Below are 16,704 nucleotides of genomic sequence, written 5' to 3'. Positions count from 1 at the left end.
AGAGGCGTGGCAGCGCGACGCGAGCACACCGCCGCCAGCCGGGCGGGGTGCGTTGCTCGCGTCCGGGCGCATTGTCGGCAAGCGATCGAGCGGGGTGTCTGTAGTTTGATGGCCAGAAAGGACTCCGGTGGGGCGTCCACCCCCCGAGCCGAACCGGTCGGCGTCGGCGACCCGCAGCGCGTGGGTGCCTACCGCATCATCGGCCGTCTCGGGGCCGGTGGCATGGGCACCGTCTACCTTGCCGAGAGCGGTCAGGGCCGGCTGGTGGCGGTGAAGGTGGTGCGTCCCGCGCTGGCATCCGACGAGGTGTTCCGTCGCCGATTCCGCACTGAGGTGCAACGGGCGCGGCAGGTGCCGCCGTTCTGCACCGCGGAGGTGCTCGACGCCGACCCGGACCACGAGCCGCCGTACCTGGTGATCGAGTATGTGGACGGGCCGAGCCTCGCCGACGTGGTTCGCCGTCACGGGCCGTTGACTTCGGCGAACCTGCACGGGGTCGCGATCGGGGTGGCCACCGCGCTGACCGCGATCCATGCCGCCGGAGTGATCCACCGGGACCTGAAACCGGCCAACGTGCTGTTGCCGCCCGGCACGCCGAAGGTCATCGACTTCGGCATCGCTCGGGCGATGCAGGCCTCCACGCAGCACACGCTGACCGATCAGATGGTCGGCACGGTGGCGTACATGGCGCCGGAACGGTTCGAGAACGCACCCGGCGAGTCGCTGACGGCGGCCGCGGACATCTTCGCCTGGGGTGCGGTGGTGGCGTACGCCGGCACCGGACGCAGCCCGTTCGACGGGGGGACGCCACTGGCGACGGCGACCCGGATCATGACTGGGCCGCCCGACCTGACCGGCCTTGACCGGCCGCTCCGTGAACTCGTGGAGGCGGCGCTGCAGAAGCGGGCGGCCGACCGGCCGGACGCTCGGCAACTGCTGGACCTGTTGTTGAGCATCGCCACGGTCGCCGAGTCCGCCATGGTGGCACAACCGGCCCTGCGCGACGCGGCCCAGGAGGTGCAGACCACCTGTACCGACGTGCTGCCTCCGGTGATCAGCCCCCGGCCGGTTGCCGATCCCGGCCCCGCGCCGGCGTCCCGCCATCGCCGGGGCAAGCTGCTCGCTGCCCTGCTGGCCGCCGTGGTCGGCATGGCGGCGCTCGGGTTCACGTTGCGCGCGCGCCTCGACGACCGCACCGCGGCGACCGCGCTCTCTCCTTCCCCGGGCGCCAGCGCCTCTCCGCTGCCGCCGCGGCCATCCGGCCCGATCAGCACCGCATCGGGCGGAGCGGCATCGGCACCGCCCAGCGCACGACCGTTCCGGTTCGCGCCGGACGCCGCCGTGGCGGATCCGCTGACCCGGCCGAAGATGATCCCCACGCGCAGCGACGGCAGGACCTCGTGCCGATACGCCGGCGCGCTGGTGGTCACCGTGCAACGAGAAGGCACCTTCGAATGCGGATGGACGCCGCAGGCCTTCGCCGGAGCGCACCGGATCTCGGTGGAGGTGGTCCTGCGCACGGCGGGGAGCTGCGCCGCGGTGCACTTCCTCGACACCGGGCCCGGCGCCTATGGGGTGAACGTGTGCGCCCACGGATACGTTTTCTCCTGGTATGAGGGCGACAGCGTCGAGGAGCTGGGCACCTATCTGTTGCCCGAGCGCACACGGCTGGGCGAGCCACACCGTCTCGCCGTCGAGATCCAGGGGGACACGGCGACCCTCTTTCAGGACGCTCACGAGGTCACCGTCGTCGACTTGTCGAAGGGCGTACCCCCGGGCGGCGGGAACGTGGTGATCGGTGGTTTCGGTGACGCGGCCGGCGGCGAGGCGCCCTACCAGGTCGCCCTGCGAAACCTGGAGATCATCCGGGTGAGGTGAACGGCCCGGCCACGACATCCATCACGCCGATCAACCTGGTGGGGTCACCGGGCAGGCCGCTCGCAGGATGAAAGAGGTTCAGTGAGCCATCTTCAACCTGGGTAGCGGTTGGCCTCGAAGTCGTGCAGAGCGAGGGACGCCAGCACGATCGCGGCCGCGGGGCCATATAGCGGCAGGGGTTAACCAGTACTTTCCAGGTCGTGAGGGTGGCGGTCACTCCCTCGCACCCAGGCGCGGGTTGGCATGGGTTCAGTCGCGTTTCCCCGAAGCCATACACTCATCGACCGACGTCTTCTATTCAGGCAAGCTGATCTGCAAAGTCGGCTTGGAGCGACTGTCTGTAACCCGTGGCGAGATTCCGCGGGGTGGTGGTGAAGACGCGTTTCCGCTGGGCAGGTCGTCGAACGGCTGATCCGGCTGTTCGCGGGAGATGGGAGCGCAAAACGTGGAGTCGGGTAGCGGCGAGCGAGGGACAGAGGGCGGGTCACAGCTACGACGCAACCGCGACTTCACGATCCTCTGGTGCGGCCAGGCTGTATCAGATCTCGGGTCGTCGATGAGCCTGTTGGTCTTCCCTCTGGTGGGATATGCCATCAGCGGTTCGGCGGCGCAGGCGGGCCTCGCTAGCGCAGCGATGCTGCTGGGACAGGTAGTAGCTGGCCTTCCTGCCGGAGCTCTGGTGGACCGCTGGCCGCGTCGACGCGTGCTCGTCGTCGGAAATCTTGCCGGGTTCGCCGTCTTCAGCAGTCTGGCCATAACGACGCTCTCGCATGCCCTGACGATGCCTCACCTGGTCGTAGGTGGGTTTGCCAGCGGGGTTGTCAGCGCATTCCTCGACCCGGCGGCATCGGCTGCGATTCGGGCGGTGGTTCCGTCGGAACAGCTCCCGCTAGCCTATACGCGTTTGCAAGCGCGGCAACATGCCGTCAGTCTCGGTGGGCCGCCCCTGGGTGGTGCCCTGTTCTCGATTGCACGTGGACTGCCGTTTCTCGTAGACGCAGCTTCCTACTGCCTGATGGCGCTAGCCATCTCCCAGCTCCGGTCGGCGCTGCCGGCGCCGGCGAACGCCGGCGACAGCTCGTTCGCCCGCGAACTAGGCAAAGGCCTGAGCTTCGTGTGGCGCAACATCGGCATACGAACCCTGATGATCTGGGGTGCGATCTTCAACTTCGCGGTTACGTTCGTCTTCGTCAGTGTGACGCTGCGCCTGGTCCGAGCCGGGGTCCACCCGGCTGCGATCGGTACGGTGGAAGCGATCGCCGCCACGGCGGGTCTGCTGGGCGCGATGCTGGCACCGATACTCATACGCCGCGTCCCTACCGGTGCGATGACCATCGCAGCGACGCTGGTCATCGCGGCCGTTATCGCCCCCATGGCATGGGCGCACAACGTAGTCATCATCGGAGCTCTCTTGGCAGGCGGGATGGTTCTGCTCCCGGCAAACAACGCGGGGGTCTCGTCTTTCCTGGCTGCCACGACACCTGACGGCTTCCAAGGGAGGATGAACTCAGCCGCCGGATTCATCAGCAACGTCGCATCACCCGTAGCTCCGGTCATAGCTGGAGTGCTGGTCGGATCTGCCGGCGGTCGGGCCGCAACACTTTTCGGGGTTGTGCTGATCCTTCTCAGCACTGTCCCGCTCTTGGTGAGTCCCGTTGTCCGTTCACTGGGACCGCCAGATACATGGAGCGCTGTCGCAAATGAGAGTCGGTGACGGCCTGCACTGCAGCCCCGAGCCTTGCAGAGAAGCGGGTGGTGAGCTGCTGCGTCGACATTGAGCCCTTTATCTTGCGTATCGGTTGGCTTCGACGTGGTGCAGAACGAGGATGGCCCGCGCGATCGCGGTCGTTCGGCGCGGGCAGCAGCGAGCTTGGCCAGGATCGCCCTTGTCGGCGAAGGTCATCACGTCGGCGCTGGTCAGCGCCTCGATGATGCCGTGGGTGCGGGCAGCGGTAAGGTCGTGGGTCGCGCCGGGCAGCGCGGCCGAGGCCCATACCAGGCGCCCGGCCGCGTCGGCGATGACCTGCACGTTGACACCGTGACGCTGGTGTTTTCCGGAGTAGTACGGCTTCTGGTCGGCGACCCGCCGGGTTCCGGGGCGGTTTGGACACAGCCTGTCCCCATGGCCGTTCCTGCCGCCTCCGCCCCGCCTGCCGCTCGTGCGCCGGTATGGGCTGCAAGTTGCACGTGCAGAAACCCCATAGTCGGCAATGGCCCCGAACTGCCGTTTTGGATCAGCCAGCCTCGCTAAGCCTGAGTGGATCGGCGGATCCAAGTGCCATCGGAAGCCGGGCAGCGCTCCCTATTTTCCGGCTTCGAGGAAACGGAATAATGCGAGCATCAAAGCAAGTGAGCCTCCGGTACTGCCGCCACCCTTGAGGATGGCCGTTGCGACGGTGTCACCGCCGACCCAGGCTAGCAGGCCGGCCGCTGAGCCGATCACCACGCTTGCCAGAATCATGAGCGCGAACCACAGTGTGCGAATGGCGGAGTTCATACGGACACCCTTCCCAGATGGATCTTTCCTTTAGAGAGATCCATCTTGGTTACTCCGCCCTGCTCCGCAGGATCGCGTAACGGCGAGCGAGCGTCAATAGCGCCTGGAGCTCCCGCAGGTAACGGTTCGGCTTTTTGGCATTACTTGCAAGTAACCGTTCATTCTGAGGGGTGGTCGCCTATCAGAATGAACGGTGGTCGCCCTATCGGTATGAGGTCGAGGATGAGATTCGTTCGTCTGCCGCCGATGATGACGATGCGGGTTCTCAGCTCACGCGTCGTTCGATCATGCGAACACGTGGACGCCCATCTCGATTTTCAAGACCTTCCGCTCGTCCTCCGATGCCGAACCGTGGTTGCACGCCGCAGGCGAGGAGCGGTACCGACGTACCGGGAACTGCTCCTCGCCCGGTGGGTGCGCGAATGCGCGTGGGACGGAGGCGGCACAGCCGCTCTCACCTGGATCCCGTTGGCCAGCGCAGAACCCGATGCTGTCATCGCTGTCCGGGACCTGATCGCCGCGGCCATTGGCGGGCTTGGCACCGCGCGCAGCCGACGCATCGTCACCGAACGGCTCGGCCTGCACGGCGACGCCGCTCGAACCCTGCAGGCGCTCGGATGAGGACCGTTGCGTCCTGGTTGAGGTGAAGCCGCAGATTGAGATGGCTATGGCGATCAACCTCGTCAAGACCGCTGCCGCACGCGCGTTCTGCGGCCGTCACGGATGGGGCCACCTATGCACTGACGGCACCCGGACGACACCAGGGCACCGGCGACCTAAGAGAAGCTTCAGGCGGCCACAGACGCCCGGCCCATGACGAGGGCCGAGCGAGTCGGCCAGCGCAGTCGCGCCCGACGCCGCGCTGTCGCCGGTGCAACGCTGACCGCCTCGTAGAGATGACGAAGGCGCTGGACGCCAAGCTGGTGTCTTCAGATTTCCGCCAGGGATGCACGCCGTAGCTGAGCAGGGTGTACTTGGAGCGGGCGACGCGAATCGAACTCGCGTAACCGGGTTGGAGAGTGCCGGTCAGCGGTAGGTGAGCAGACCCGGCAACTCGACGTGGGTGTGCTCGTTGAAGGTGGACAGCGACAACCCGCTCCGGCCCGAGATCACCTTGGTCATCCCGGTGTTCACCGACACCCGGTTCAGCGCCGCCCACACCGTGGCGAGGGTGCCCGCCGGGGCGTCCAGCCCCGCGGTGAGCAGCGCGGACACCATCGCGATCGGTCCGCCGGAGCTCACCACGACCATGTCGCGGTGCTGCCGCAACAGGTCCGCGGCCGCCGTCAGCGCGCCCGCGACCCGGTTGCGGAAGCCGGTGAACGACTCCGCGTACTCGATGTCGAACTGGCCCGACGACCACCGCGCGGTCGCCGCGTCGAACACCTCCTGGAACGCCCGGTCGGGCCGCTCGGCGAGGCCGAGCTCGGCCATCATGGCGGCCCGGTCCCGGTAAAGTGGCCGGTGGATCTCCACGACGTGCTGGAAGTCGAACTCGTTCCACCCCGGGTCGGTAGTGATCGGCACCGCCGCGCCGAGCCCGTCGAGCACCCCGGCCGCGGTCTCCGCGTGCCGCCGCATCGTGCCGTGCAGCACCAGGGCCGGCTTGGCGCCCCGGGCCGCGAGTGCCCGCCCCAGTGTGCGCGCCTGCTCGTGCCCGAGATCGGAGAGCGCGTCGTAGTCGTCGGCGCCGAAGGACGCCTGACCATGCCGGATCAGGAGGAGACGACCCATTTCACACCATTTTCCGTACGACGGACAGCGGCAACAACCGCATCGCCACCCCGATCGGCACCCAGGGCCAGGCCGGCACGTACGCCTTGACCTTGCGCTTCTCGATGGCGGCGACCATCGCCCGCACGCCCGTCACGGTGTCCACCATGAACCGGGTCTTCTGCGTGACGTGCTCGTTCATCTCCGAGCGGATGTAGCCCGGGTAGATCACCGACACGTCCACGCCGGGCACCCGCTCGGACCGGACGCCCTCGGCGATCGCGGCCACGCCCGCCTTGGTCGCGGCGTAGGTGGTCATCGACCTGCGCATGCCGCGGAGCGCGGACATCGACGAGATCAACACCAGATGGCCCCGCTGCTGGCTACGGAAGATCCGCAGCGCCGCCTCGGTCTGGGCGAGCGCGCCCACGAAGTTGACCATCGCCGTCGCCCGGTTCGCGTCGAAGCGGCCGGTGCCCAGCGGCGCGCCCTTGCCCAGCCCGGCGTTGACGACCACCCGGTCGATCGTCCCGAACTCGTCGGCGAACTGCTGGAACACGGTGAACACCGCGTCGTCTTCGGTCACGTCCAGCGCCCGCACGCTCACCCGCCGTCCGGGGTACGCGGCGGTCACCTCGTCGCGCAGCCGTTCCAGGCGGTCGGTCCGGCGGGCGCAGAGCGCGAGGTCGTAGCCGAGCGCGGCGAACTGCCGGGCCATCTCCTCGCCGAGGCCGGCGCTGGCCCCGGTGATCAGCACAACTCCTTGTGGCATGCCGACACCGTAGGGGCTGCCTCGGAAAACGCAAGATCCGGGTGGCACTCCGGGCGCGGGATGACGACCAGCACCCGCCGGACCGGGACCACCGACACGCTCAGCTGCCGTAACCGAGCAGCGGGAACAGGCCCAGGCCGGTCGCCCGGTAGTGACCGGTTTCCGCCGTGGGCTCCCGCGGCGGCCGTCCGATGTGCACGATGAGGGGCGGACCTGACGCCGAGTCGAGGGAGCTGACACATGTGCACCGAGCCGGGCAAACACGGACTGACCCGCCGAGCGGCGCTGTTCGGCGGGGCGGGCGTCGCGGCGGCGGTCGCCGTCGGGGAGCCCGCCCCGGCCGCCGCCGCTGGGCGCGGCCCGCACGACCTCACCTACCCGCTGGGCCCGGCCTTCCCGGCGTTCAGCCCGGGGGAGGAGGCGGTCCGCCGGACCGTCACCACCATCCCGGCCGACGGCTACTACATGCAGGAGTGGCGGCTCATCGAGCACATCGGCACCCATGTCGACGCGCCCGCGCACTTCACCGCCGGTGGCCGTACCTCCACCGAGTTGCGCCCGGCCGAGCTGGTCCTGCCGGCGGTCGTGATCGACATCGCGGCCCGCGCCGCACGGCACCCGGACACCGTCGTCACCGTCGACGACCTGCGCACCTTCGAACGCCGGTACGGCCGGATCCCGGACGACGCCGCCGTGCTGATGTACTCCGGCTGGGGCGCCAAGGTCGGCGACCCGGACGCCTACCGCGGCACCGACGCGGCCGGCACCCTGCACTTCCCCGGCTTCGGCGTGGACGCGTGCGAGTGGCTGCTGCGGCACCGGCGGATCCGCTCGCTGGGTGTCGACACGCTGAGCATCGACCCCGGTGTCTCCACCACCTTCGACACCCACCTGGCGCTGACCGGCGCCGACCGCTACGGCATCGAGAACCTCGCCAACCTGCGGCACCTGCCGCGCCGCGGCGCCACCATCTTCGTCGGCCTCATTCCGTACGAGGGCGGGTCCGGCGGGCAGGCGCGCGTCCTGGCCACCTGGTGATCGCGCCCGGAGCGTCCCGGGCCGGGCGGCCCGGAAGTCGCGCGCCGCGCCTGGCATAGCCGGCCGGTCCGGCGGGTACCCGACCGGTGATGATCAGGAGGCTGTCATGACCACCGTTCCGGAACCCGCCGGCCGGCCGGGCATCGAACGCCCGATCGACCTGCAAGACCTGCCCGCCCACGAGAAGCCCGAGAGCGTCCCGGCCCCGGGACACCGGCCCGACGAGGAGGAGCCGGACCCGGCGTCGCCCTTCAGGCCTGATGCAACGCGGTGACCAAGGTTTCCAGCTCGGGGAGTCGCTCCGCCTGGGCGAGTGACTCCTCGAGCGCCCGGTCGTGGGCCGGTCGCGCCTCGGCGAGCAGCCGCTGCCCGGCCGGGGTCAGCTCGGTGTAGATGCCGCGGCGGTCGTCGGCGCACAGGATCCGGGTGAGCAGCCCCCGGTCCTCGAGGCGGGTCACCAGGCGGGTGGTCGCGCTGCTGGACAGGGCGGCGGCGCGGGCCAGCTGCTGCATCCGCATGTGCCAGCCGTCCTGCCGGCTGAGCGCGTCCAGCACCGTGAACTCCACCACCGACAACCGGTGAGTGGCCTGCAACTCCTTCTCCAGCGCTGTCTCGATGAGGCCGTGCAGCGCGGCGAGCCGGCGCCAGCCCTGCGCGCGGATCTCCACCGCGTCGTTACCGATGCCCATCGTCGCTCCCCGCGCATTCCTCGGCCGCGTCCCGGCCGCCCGTCGACGCCCCGGGTGACTCCCGTTCGCCGTCGATCCGGGCCGTCTCGCTGACCGGTCGAAGCCGTCTCACCATCGAGTCCGAGCCGTCGGTTCCGGCCCGCCGAGACGCTCCTCACCCTACACCGCCTTGCGCCGATATACCGCGCCTGCAACTATCAACACCGTTGCGTTTGCAACTAATGCACGCGCTGGTTATTGCGTGAGCGGCCTATCTCGACCCGCGCTGGAGGAGTCCTCGTGCCCATCGCCCTGTATGCCCTCGCCATCGGCGGCTTCGGCATCGGCCTGACCGAATTCGTCATCGCGGGTCTGCTACCCGAGGTGGCTGCCGACTTCCGGGTCTCCGAGGCGGTCGCCGGTGGCCTCATCTCCGGGTACGCCCTGTCGGTGGCCGTCGGAGCGATAGTGCTCACCGCGGCCCTCGGCCGGATCGACCGCCGCCGCGCGCTGCTGGCCCTGATGGTCCTGTTCATCGCCGGGAATCTGCTCTCCGCGATCGCGCCGACCTACGGTCTGATGCTGCTCGGCCGGATCCTCGCGGCCCTCTGCCACGGCGCGTTCTTCGGTATCGGCTCGGTGGTCGCCGCCGACCTGGTCGCCGCCGACCGCAAGGCGGCCGCCATCTCGATGATGTTCACCGGCCTGACCGTCGCCAACGTGCTCGGCGTGCCCCTCGGCACCTTCCTCGGCCAGGCCGCCGGCTGGCGCGCCACGTTCTGGGCGATCGCGGGCGTCGGGGTGTTCGCCCTGATCGGCATCGCCGCGCTGACCCCGGCCACCCCCGCCCCGCGCGGCGGCAGCCTGCTCGGCGAGTTCCGGATCTTCGCCGGCGTCCAGGTCTGGCTGTCGATCCTGGTGACCGTCCTCGGCTTCGGTGGCATGTTCGGTGCCTTCAGTTACCTGGCCTACACGCTCACCGGGGTGAGCGGGTTCGGGGCCGCCGCCGTACCGTGGCTGTTGATCGTCTTCGGGGTGGGCCTGTTCGCCGGCAACATCGCCGGTGGCCGCGCGGCCGACCGCAACCTTCCGGTCACCCTGCTGGTCCTGCTGGCCGGCCTCACCGCGGTCCTGGCCCTGTTCGCCCTCACCGCCGGCAGCCCGGTCGCCGCCGTGGCCGGCCTGTTGCTGATGGGCGGCTTCGGCTTCGCCACCGTCCCCGGCCTGCAGATGCGCATCCTGGGGCACGCCGCGCACGCCCCGGCGCTGGCCTCCGGGGCGAACATCGCCGCCTTCAACGTGGGCAACGCCTTCGGCGCCTGGCTGGGCGGCCTGACCATCACCGCGGGCCTGGGCTACCGCTCCCCGCTGTGGGCCGGTGCCGCCGTCACCCTGGCGGCCCTGCTCGTCTACACCCTGGCAACCCGCCTCCCCGGCGGTGAATTCAACAGCGCTCCGCGGGAACTCCTCTCCACGTCCCACTGATCCGCGACTCGTTCCCGTACCCCCCGATCCAGCGTCGAAGGACAACAATGACCGACATCCCCACCGTCACGCTCAACAACGGCGTCGAGATCCCGCAGCTGGGCTTCGGCGTCTTCCAGATCCCGGACGCCGACAGGGCGCCGTGCTGACCGAGCCGGCGGTGGTGACCGCCGCCGGGGCGCACAGCGTCACCCCGGCCCAGGTGGTCCTGCGCTGGCACCTCCAGCAGGGCCGCATCGTCATCCCGAAGTCCGTCACCCCGGCGCGCATCGCCGCCAATGCCGACGTCTTCGGCTTCACTCTCACCGGCGCCGAACTCGACGCCCTGGACGCCCTGGAGCGAGACGGCCGCACCGGCCCGCACCCCGCCAGGTTCAACGGCTGACCCACCCACCCGTCGCCGGCCGAGCCGGCGGCGGGTGCCGGTGCCCGGACGTCACGCCGGGTTGTTCGCGTGGGTGAGGGTTTCCCAGGCGGACATCAGGTTGTTGTCGCCGGCCGGGCGCTGCGACAACGTCAGCTTCTCGGTGGCCGGCATCTGGACGCCCATCCGGTTGTGCAGGGCGTTGAAGCCGACCTCGGTCACCGGACCCACCCAGCGGTTCGCCACCTTGCCGCCGCACAGCCAGGCCGGCAGGTCGCCGGTCGCGTAGCGGGACAGGAATCCCATGGCGTGGCGCAGCCGGTCCTTCACCTCGGGGTAGAGGTCGCGGCCCTGGATCCGGCTGGTCTCCGCGATGTGACTGATCGCGGCCACCCCGTAACCGGTGTGGGTGAAGTCGCGGCACGTCTCCTGCGCGATCCCGTCCACGAACGTCGTCTGGTCGTACCAGTACTTGACGATCTCGGCGCGGGTGTCGATGGTGGTCGTCGGCGGCGGCTTCGGGAGGGCGCCGTCCGAGGTCAGGTAGATGTAGGCGGGGACCCGCTTGCGGAACCGGGCGATCGCCCGGTCGTAGAGCGCCCGGTCGTCGAGGTGGACAGCGATCCCGACGGTGGCTTCCAGCTGGGTCAGCTCCCAGTTGCCGTTCCAGGACGAGCGGTCGGCCTGCGCCATCGGCAGGTAGACCGCGCGCAGCATGGTGGCGAAGCGGGCCGCGTTCGGCCAGGCCCGGTACCGGTACTTGATGATCTCGGCGGCCCGGGGCCAGACCGACGCGCTCCACGAGGACTGCAGCGCGTCGTTGCTGTTCGTGTGCGCGGTGATGGTCCCCGACCAGGCGTCCATGACGGTGATCGCGCGTTTGGCGTACCGATCGTCGCCGGTCAGCGACCAGACCAGCGCGAGGGTGTAGGCCGCGAAGGCGTCGCGGCGCTCGGCGCCGCAGCCGACGTCCGGTTGCGAGTACGGCCCGCACTCCACCACCTTGACCGGCGTCGGCGTGTAGTCCAGAGACGCGGACGGGCTCGCCATCATCGCGTCATAGGCCTTCTTCCACGGCTGGGCGCCGGCCTTGACCTTGCCCTTCACGAAGTCGAGCTGAGCCTGGCTGACCAGGACCCCCGGGTGGTGGAAGCCGGTCCCGGCGGCCGGTGCGGCGATGCCGGTGGTGGTCGCCGCGTCAGCGGTGCCGATCCCGGCGGCGAGGAGCGTGGCTGCCACCGCACCTGCGAGAACAGCGATCGGGCGGCGTGCCATCCAGGTGCTCCAAGCTGTGTGATCTTCCGGGGTGCCGGAAGACTGTCGCCGGGCGCGACGGAATTGTCAACTACCCGAAGAGTAACCAGCTGGCGGCGTACGAACGTGTTCGGTACGATCGCGTTATGAGTCCACGGCGTGAACCGGTCAGCCGGCGTGACCGGCCCGCGAAACCCCCACTCAGCCGGGCCGGCGCGGTCGCCGTGGCGCTGCGGATCATGCGCGAGGAGGGCCTGGAACGGCTCACCATGCGCCGCCTGGCGACCGAGCTGGACACCGGCCCGGCGTCACTCTACGTCTACGTGCGGAACACCGCCGAGCTGCACGGCGCGATCCTCGACGAGCTGCTCGCCGACCTCACCCTGCCGCCTCCCGACCCGGCTCGCTGGCGTGACCAGCTGGTCGAGCTGATGACCGCCTACACCCGGCTGCTGATCGCGTGGCCGAGCCTGGCCCGTTCGGTGCTGGCCCTGCGCCCGTCCGGCCCGCATTACGTGCGGCTCATCGAGACCCTGCTCGGGCTGCTGCGGGCCGGCGGGGTGCCGGTCGGCCAGGCCGCCTGGGGCGTCGACCTGCTGCTCCAGCTCGGCACCGCGACCGCCGCCGAGCAGGGCACGCGTGGCGAGGCGGCGGACGCCGACGACGAGCACCGGATGCTGGTGACCGAGCTGCGGGAGGCGTCCGAGCAAGAGTTCCCGCACATCGCCCAGGCCCGCGACGAGCTGTTCTCCGGGACCGGGGAGCAGCGGCTGGCCTGGGCGTTCAACGTGCTGGTGGAGGGCGTTCAGGGGGTACCGGCGCTGCCGAACCACCGAGCCAGCTGAGCCGCCAGCTCGTCCTGCTCGGTGCCGAGCCAGGCGACGTGCCCGTCCGGTCGCAACAGGACGGCGGGTACGTCCAGCTCCTCGCTGACCTCCACCACGTGATCCACCCGGTCGGTCCACCCCGCTGCCGACAACTGTCCGGTCTGGTCGAGCAGCAGACCCCGGCCGGTCCGCATCAGCTCGAACAGCCGGCCGTGCTTGAGCCGTACGTCCTTCAGCCGCCGCCCGACCAGGTCGTGATCGGAGCCGAGGTCGTACCTGATGTCGATCGCGTTGACCTGTCCGAACAGGTATCGCCGGACGTCGTCGAAGTCCATCAACCGGCCGATCAACCGGCGAACCGCCGCGCTGTTGAGCATCTCGGACTGCACCCGGGTGTTGTCCAGCACCTGGGCCGCCACCGGATGCCGCTCGGCGTGGTACGTGTCCAGCAGCCCGGCCGGCGCCCACCCGCCCACCTCGGCGGCCAGCTTCCACCCCAGGTTCACCGCGTCCTGCACGCCCAGGTTGAGCCCCTGCCCGCCGAGCGGCGGGTGCACGTGCGCCGCGTCGCCGGCGAGCAGCACCCGGCCGGTCCGGTACGCCGCGGCCAGCCGGGTCGCGTCGCCGAACCGGGACAGCCAGCGCGGCGAGTGTGCCCCGAAGTCGGTACCGGCATAGGCCCGCAGCTGCCGCCGGAACTCCTCCATCGTCGGCTGCGCCGCACCCACCTCGGCGGCCGGGACCACCACCCGGTACAGCCCGTCCCGGCTCGGCCCGGCGCCGAACCGCAACTCGGTCTTGCGGACCTCGGTCATCACCGCGAGCACCTCGTCGGCCGGCGCGGTCAGCTCCATCTCGCCGAGCAGCGCGTCGGTCTGCGACGGCTCGCCGGGGAACTCGACGCCGAGCAGCTTGCGCACCGTGCTGCGGCCGCCGTCGCAGCCGACCAGGAAGGAACCGCGCAGCTCGGTGCCGTCGGCGAGCTCGGCGGTCACCCCGTAGTCGTCCTGGCGCAGCCCGGTCAGCGCGCAGCCGGGCCGGATCTCCGCACCGGACTCGGCCGCGTGCTCGGCCAGCAGCCGGTCCGTCACCGGCTGCGGGATGCCGAGAGTGAAGGCGTGCGCGGTGTCCGGCCGTTCCGGCGCCGGTTTGTGCACGCCACCGAATCCGGTTCCCGGCGGATATTGCCGCCCGGCCGCCAGAAATCGTTCCAACAGGCCCCGCTGATCCATTATCTCGATGCTGCGAATGTGCAGCCCGAGCGAGCGGACGTGCGGCGGCCGCTCGATCTCCTTCTCCACCACGACCACCCGCACGCCGTGCAGTCGCAGCTCACTCGCGAGCATCATGCCGGTCGGACCACCGCCGGCGATGATCACGTCAATCACGAAGAACCCCCATCGCTGTTTCGCCGTAATTGCCGTACAGCCGGCGATTCTCCGCCACCGAGGGGGCCTTGCCGCAAGCCCCCATTCCCGAGCTACGGTTAAGGTGGCGGGAAACCAAATGGCCGCGTTTCCGGCGGTCCGCCCTTTCACGGTACGACGTGACGAGCCGCGCGCCACCTCGGAGCGCCGCCCGGCGGATGCGCGTGGCGTACCGGAAATCGGGGTGAGCGGGGCGGGAAGCGGCCCGTCAGCCGCCCGCGGTCAGCGCCGAGAGCGACTCGGTGTAAGTGGTCAGCCAGTTGTCGAACTCGCCCGGCGGCATCGGCCTGGCGTAGTGGTAACCCTGGGCGATGTCGCAGCCCAGCGCGCGCAGCGCCACCACCGCAGCCTCGTCCTCGACGCCTTCCGCGACCACCGACAGCCCCAGGTTGTGGCCGAGAGTGATCGCGGTCCGGACCAGCACCTCGTCGGCCCGGCTGCCCGCCATGGCCTGCACGAACGACTTGTCGATCTTCAGCTCGTCGACCGGCAGGCGCTGCAGGTACGCCATCGACGAGTGCCCGGTGCCGAAGTCGTCCAGGGACAGGCTGATGCCCGCGTCGTGCAGGGCGCGCAGCACCGTCAGCGCCCGATCCGGATCAGCCATCGCCACGCTCTCGGTGATCTCCAGCTTGAGCAGTGCGGCGGACAGCCCGGTCCGGTACAGCAGGCCGAACACCTGCCCGGCGAAGCCCGGGTCGAGCAGGCAGCGGGTGGACAGGTTGACGGCGATCGGCAGCGGCGTGCCCCGGTCAGCCCAGAGTCTCGCCTGGCGGACCGCCATGTCCAGGACGTGGGCGGTGAGCGGCCGGATCAGGCTGGTCGACTCGGCCATCGGGATGAAGCGGTCCGGCGCCATCCGGCCCAGCTTCGGGTGCTGCCAGCGGATCAGCGCCTCCACCCCGGTGACCCGGCCGGTGGCCAGGCACACCTTGGGCTGGTAGTGCAGCGACAGTTGATCGTCGTCGCCGATCGCCCGGCGCAGGTCGCCGAGCAGCTCCAGGCGGTGGTCGGCGCCGGTGTCGTGCGCGGCGTCGTACTCCTGCACTGTCGCCGCCTGCTCGCGGGCCAGGTGCAGGGCCGCGTCGGCGTGCCGCAGCAGGGTCTCCGCGTCGGTGCCGTGCTCCGGGGCGGCGGCCAGCCCGGCGTTCGCCTCCACGTCCAGCTGGAAGTCGTCGATCAGGAACGTCCGGTGCAGCGCGGCGAGCAGCTTCTCGGCGGTACCCCGGGCGGTGGCCAGGTCGTCGCCGGGCAGCAGCACCGCGAAGTCGTCGGCGCCGATCCGGGCCACCGCGGCGCCGGCCGGCGCGGCGTCGGTGAGCCGCTGCGCCACCTGGGTGAGCAGCAGATCGCCGTGCCGGTGCCCGAGGACGTCGTTGACGTTGCGGAAGCCCTGCAGGTTGATGATCAGGGCGGCGGCGGGCCGGCCGCCGCGCAACGCGTTCCGGGTACGTTCGGTGAACTTCTCCCGGTTCGGCAGGCCGGTCAGCGCGTCGTGGGAGGCGGCCCGGCGTACCGACAGCGAGTGGCTGCGCCAGCTCAGCCCGGACACCAGGATTGTCAGCAGCGCGCCGAGCAGCAGCGAGAGCGACCAGACGCTGAAGCCCCGGGTCCAGCCGCCGCCGGCCGCCGGGGCGGAGACCGCCACGTACCAGTCGTTCGCGTTGTTCAGCGTCGCCGGCATCCGCTGGTACGCCACCCGCCGCCCGTCCAGCGTGGTGGTGCCCTTCAGCTTGCCCGCCCTGGCCAGCGGCACGAACGTCTGGTCGGCGTTCCCGGTGATCGTGGACGCGGCCCGGGAGTCGACGAACACCTGCCCGGACTCGGCGTCCACGATCGACGCCGTCCGGTCGCCGGTGGTGGCCGGCATCCGGAAGCTGTCCAGGCTGGTCTCGAAGTGCACGATGCCGGTGTGGCCGTACGCGGTCAGCAGGATCGAGTTCGAGATCACCGCTCGCCCGGTGTCCGGCGACTGGTACGCCCGGGTCTGGTACACCCGGGCCGGGCCCAGCGCCATCGTCGGCGCGAAGTACGACGCCTTCTGCTCGTTCTTCCGCAGATTCTTGGCATCGGTCGGATAGCCGTCGACGACCCGGGCGATCTGGGTGCCGTCCCGGTCGACGAAGCAGGCCTCGCTGATCCGCCCCGGATACAGCTCCTCCAGGTAGGCGAGCGTGTCGTTGACCCGGTCGAGCAGCGGGCCGCCGGCCGCGATCTTCTGCTGGTTGGTGCCCGGGGCCTGGTAGAAGTCGATGAAGACCGGGCTGTCCGCGAGCATCTGGGCGATCGCCCGGGACTGGTCGAAGTAGTTGCGGACCGCCGCTGTCTGCTGCTCCAGGGTGAGGTCGAGGGTATGGTCCTGCGCCGTGGCCTGCTTGTCGCGGGCCGCGAGCACGCTGGTCACCACGCTCGTCACGAGCACCAGGAGACCGATGAGGAAGCCGGCCGAGCGGGCCAGACGAGCAATCGCCGAGCGGCTGATCATCGTCCTCCTCACTTCGCCACCATGCTCGGTGATCGGTCAGCCGCCGACCGTGCTGAGGACTCGCCCTGATTCCGCACCGTTCCGGAAACCTTGCCGGTCTCGGCAGCCGGTCCTCGCCTGCTTCCGCGTCCTCTCTCGCGGCTGCCGTCCGCGCGGTTCCTCCCGTGCCGCTTCTGGCCAGCCGCTTCTTGGGCGCGGTCCCTTCCGTGCCCTTTCGTCCGTGCTGCTTCTTCTGTGCCGTTTCCTCTGTGCGGCTTCTTCGGGCGTCGCCTCTTCCGCGCGTCTCTCCCTCAGGC

General features: G+C 70.2%; 15 protein-coding genes and 1 pseudogene. 8 read left to right on the top strand and 8 right to left on the bottom strand.

Translation table 11 applies throughout. The features are described 5' to 3' along the window. Nucleotides 1-108 precede the first annotated feature (108 nt). On the top strand, nt 109-1,878 hold the full coding sequence (locus tag Actob_RS26430; RefSeq protein WP_284914517.1) for a serine/threonine-protein kinase: 1,770 nt from the start codon (nt 109-111) through the stop codon (nt 1,876-1,878). A 445-nt stretch (nt 1,879-2,323) separates the two neighbouring features. Further along, a complete protein-coding gene (locus tag Actob_RS26425) occupies nt 2,324-3,592 on the top strand; it encodes an MFS transporter (protein WP_284914516.1) in 1,269 nt (422 codons plus the stop codon). A 69-nt stretch (nt 3,593-3,661) separates the two neighbouring features. On the opposite strand, the pseudogene Actob_RS26420 reads toward Actob_RS26425, so the two are convergent. Both Actob_RS26420 and Actob_RS26415 read right to left on the bottom strand, forming a co-directional pair. Then, nucleotides 3,662-3,964 (bottom strand): annotated as a pseudogene (locus Actob_RS26420) (transposase family protein); the annotation flags it as partial. A 216-nt stretch (nt 3,965-4,180) separates the two neighbouring features. Beyond that, nucleotides 4,181-4,375 carry a hypothetical protein gene (locus tag Actob_RS26415; protein ID WP_284914515.1) on the bottom strand — a complete coding sequence of 65 codons (195 nt, stop codon included), beginning with the start codon at nt 4,373-4,375 and terminating at the stop codon, nt 4,181-4,183. 297 nt (nt 4,376-4,672) lie between these two features. Here Actob_RS26415 and Actob_RS26410 point away from each other — a divergent pair, with 297 nt between their 5' ends. Further along, nucleotides 4,673-4,996 carry a hypothetical protein gene (locus tag Actob_RS26410; RefSeq protein WP_284914514.1) on the top strand — a complete coding sequence of 108 codons (324 nt, stop codon included), beginning with the start codon at nt 4,673-4,675 and terminating at the stop codon, nt 4,994-4,996. Between the two features lie 405 nt (nt 4,997-5,401). On the opposite strand, the gene Actob_RS26405 is transcribed toward Actob_RS26410, so the two are convergent. Beyond that, nucleotides 5,402-6,109, bottom strand: coding sequence for a histidine phosphatase family protein (locus tag Actob_RS26405; RefSeq protein WP_284914513.1), 708 nt, complete (start codon nt 6,107-6,109; stop codon nt 5,402-5,404). 1 nt (nt 6,110) lies between these two features. After that, nucleotides 6,111-6,860: an SDR family oxidoreductase gene (locus Actob_RS26400; protein WP_284914512.1), complete on the bottom strand. Its 750-nt coding sequence runs from the start codon at nt 6,858-6,860 to the stop codon at nt 6,111-6,113. A 240-nt stretch (nt 6,861-7,100) separates the two neighbouring features. Here Actob_RS26400 and Actob_RS26395 point away from each other — a divergent pair, with 240 nt between their 5' ends. Both Actob_RS26395 and Actob_RS26390 read left to right on the top strand, forming a co-directional pair. Further along, nucleotides 7,101-7,898, top strand: a complete 798-nt coding sequence (locus Actob_RS26395; protein ID WP_284914511.1) for a cyclase family protein — start codon at nt 7,101-7,103, stop codon at nt 7,896-7,898. A 106-nt stretch (nt 7,899-8,004) separates the two neighbouring features. After that, a complete protein-coding gene (locus Actob_RS26390) occupies nt 8,005-8,172 on the top strand; it encodes a hypothetical protein (RefSeq protein WP_284914510.1) in 168 nt (55 codons plus the stop codon). Here the strand turns inward: Actob_RS26390 and Actob_RS26385 are convergent. Beyond that, nucleotides 8,150-8,587, bottom strand: a complete 438-nt coding sequence (locus Actob_RS26385; RefSeq protein WP_284914509.1) for a MarR family winged helix-turn-helix transcriptional regulator — start codon at nt 8,585-8,587, stop codon at nt 8,150-8,152. The two genes, Actob_RS26390 and Actob_RS26385, sit on opposite strands and share 23 nt — an antisense overlap. 279 nt (nt 8,588-8,866) lie before the next feature. Between Actob_RS26385 and Actob_RS26380 the strand changes: the two genes are divergently transcribed. Together Actob_RS26380 and Actob_RS26375 are read left to right on the top strand one after the other, a co-directional pair. Next, the gene (locus tag Actob_RS26380) at nt 8,867-10,051 is read left to right on the top strand and encodes an MFS transporter (RefSeq protein ID WP_284914508.1); all 1,185 of its coding nucleotides are present in this window, start codon (nt 8,867-8,869) and stop codon (nt 10,049-10,051) included. A gap of 142 nt (nt 10,052-10,193) precedes the next feature. Then, nucleotides 10,194-10,436: an aldo/keto reductase gene (locus tag Actob_RS26375; protein WP_284914507.1), complete on the top strand. Its 243-nt coding sequence runs from the start codon at nt 10,194-10,196 to the stop codon at nt 10,434-10,436. A 51-nt stretch (nt 10,437-10,487) separates the two neighbouring features. On the opposite strand, the gene Actob_RS26370 is transcribed toward Actob_RS26375, so the two are convergent. Further along, entirely contained in the window at nt 10,488-11,654 is a 1,167-nt protein-coding gene (locus tag Actob_RS26370) for an alginate lyase family protein (RefSeq protein ID WP_284914506.1), read from the bottom strand. Nucleotides 11,655-11,815: 161 nt separating this feature from the next. On the opposite strand from Actob_RS26370, the gene Actob_RS26365 reads away from it, so the two are divergent. Then, nucleotides 11,816-12,514, top strand: coding sequence for a TetR/AcrR family transcriptional regulator (locus tag Actob_RS26365; RefSeq protein ID WP_284914505.1), 699 nt, complete (start codon nt 11,816-11,818; stop codon nt 12,512-12,514). Here Actob_RS26365 and rox read toward each other — a convergent pair. Together rox and Actob_RS26355 are read right to left on the bottom strand one after the other, a co-directional pair. After that, a complete protein-coding gene (gene rox, locus Actob_RS26360) occupies nt 12,475-13,884 on the bottom strand; it encodes a rifampin monooxygenase (RefSeq protein ID WP_284914504.1) in 1,410 nt (469 codons plus the stop codon). The two genes, Actob_RS26365 and rox, sit on opposite strands and share 40 nt — an antisense overlap. Before the next feature lie 247 nt (nt 13,885-14,131). Further along, complete coding sequence (locus Actob_RS26355) at nt 14,132-16,408, bottom strand: putative bifunctional diguanylate cyclase/phosphodiesterase (protein WP_284914503.1); 2,277 nt, start codon at nt 16,406-16,408, stop codon at nt 14,132-14,134. Nucleotides 16,409-16,704 lie beyond the last annotated feature (296 nt).

Source organism: Actinoplanes oblitus (assembly GCF_030252345.1).
Taxonomy (GTDB): Bacteria; Actinomycetota; Actinomycetes; order Mycobacteriales; family Micromonosporaceae; genus Actinoplanes; species Actinoplanes oblitus.
This window is presented reverse-complemented; position numbering and strand designations above follow the sequence as displayed.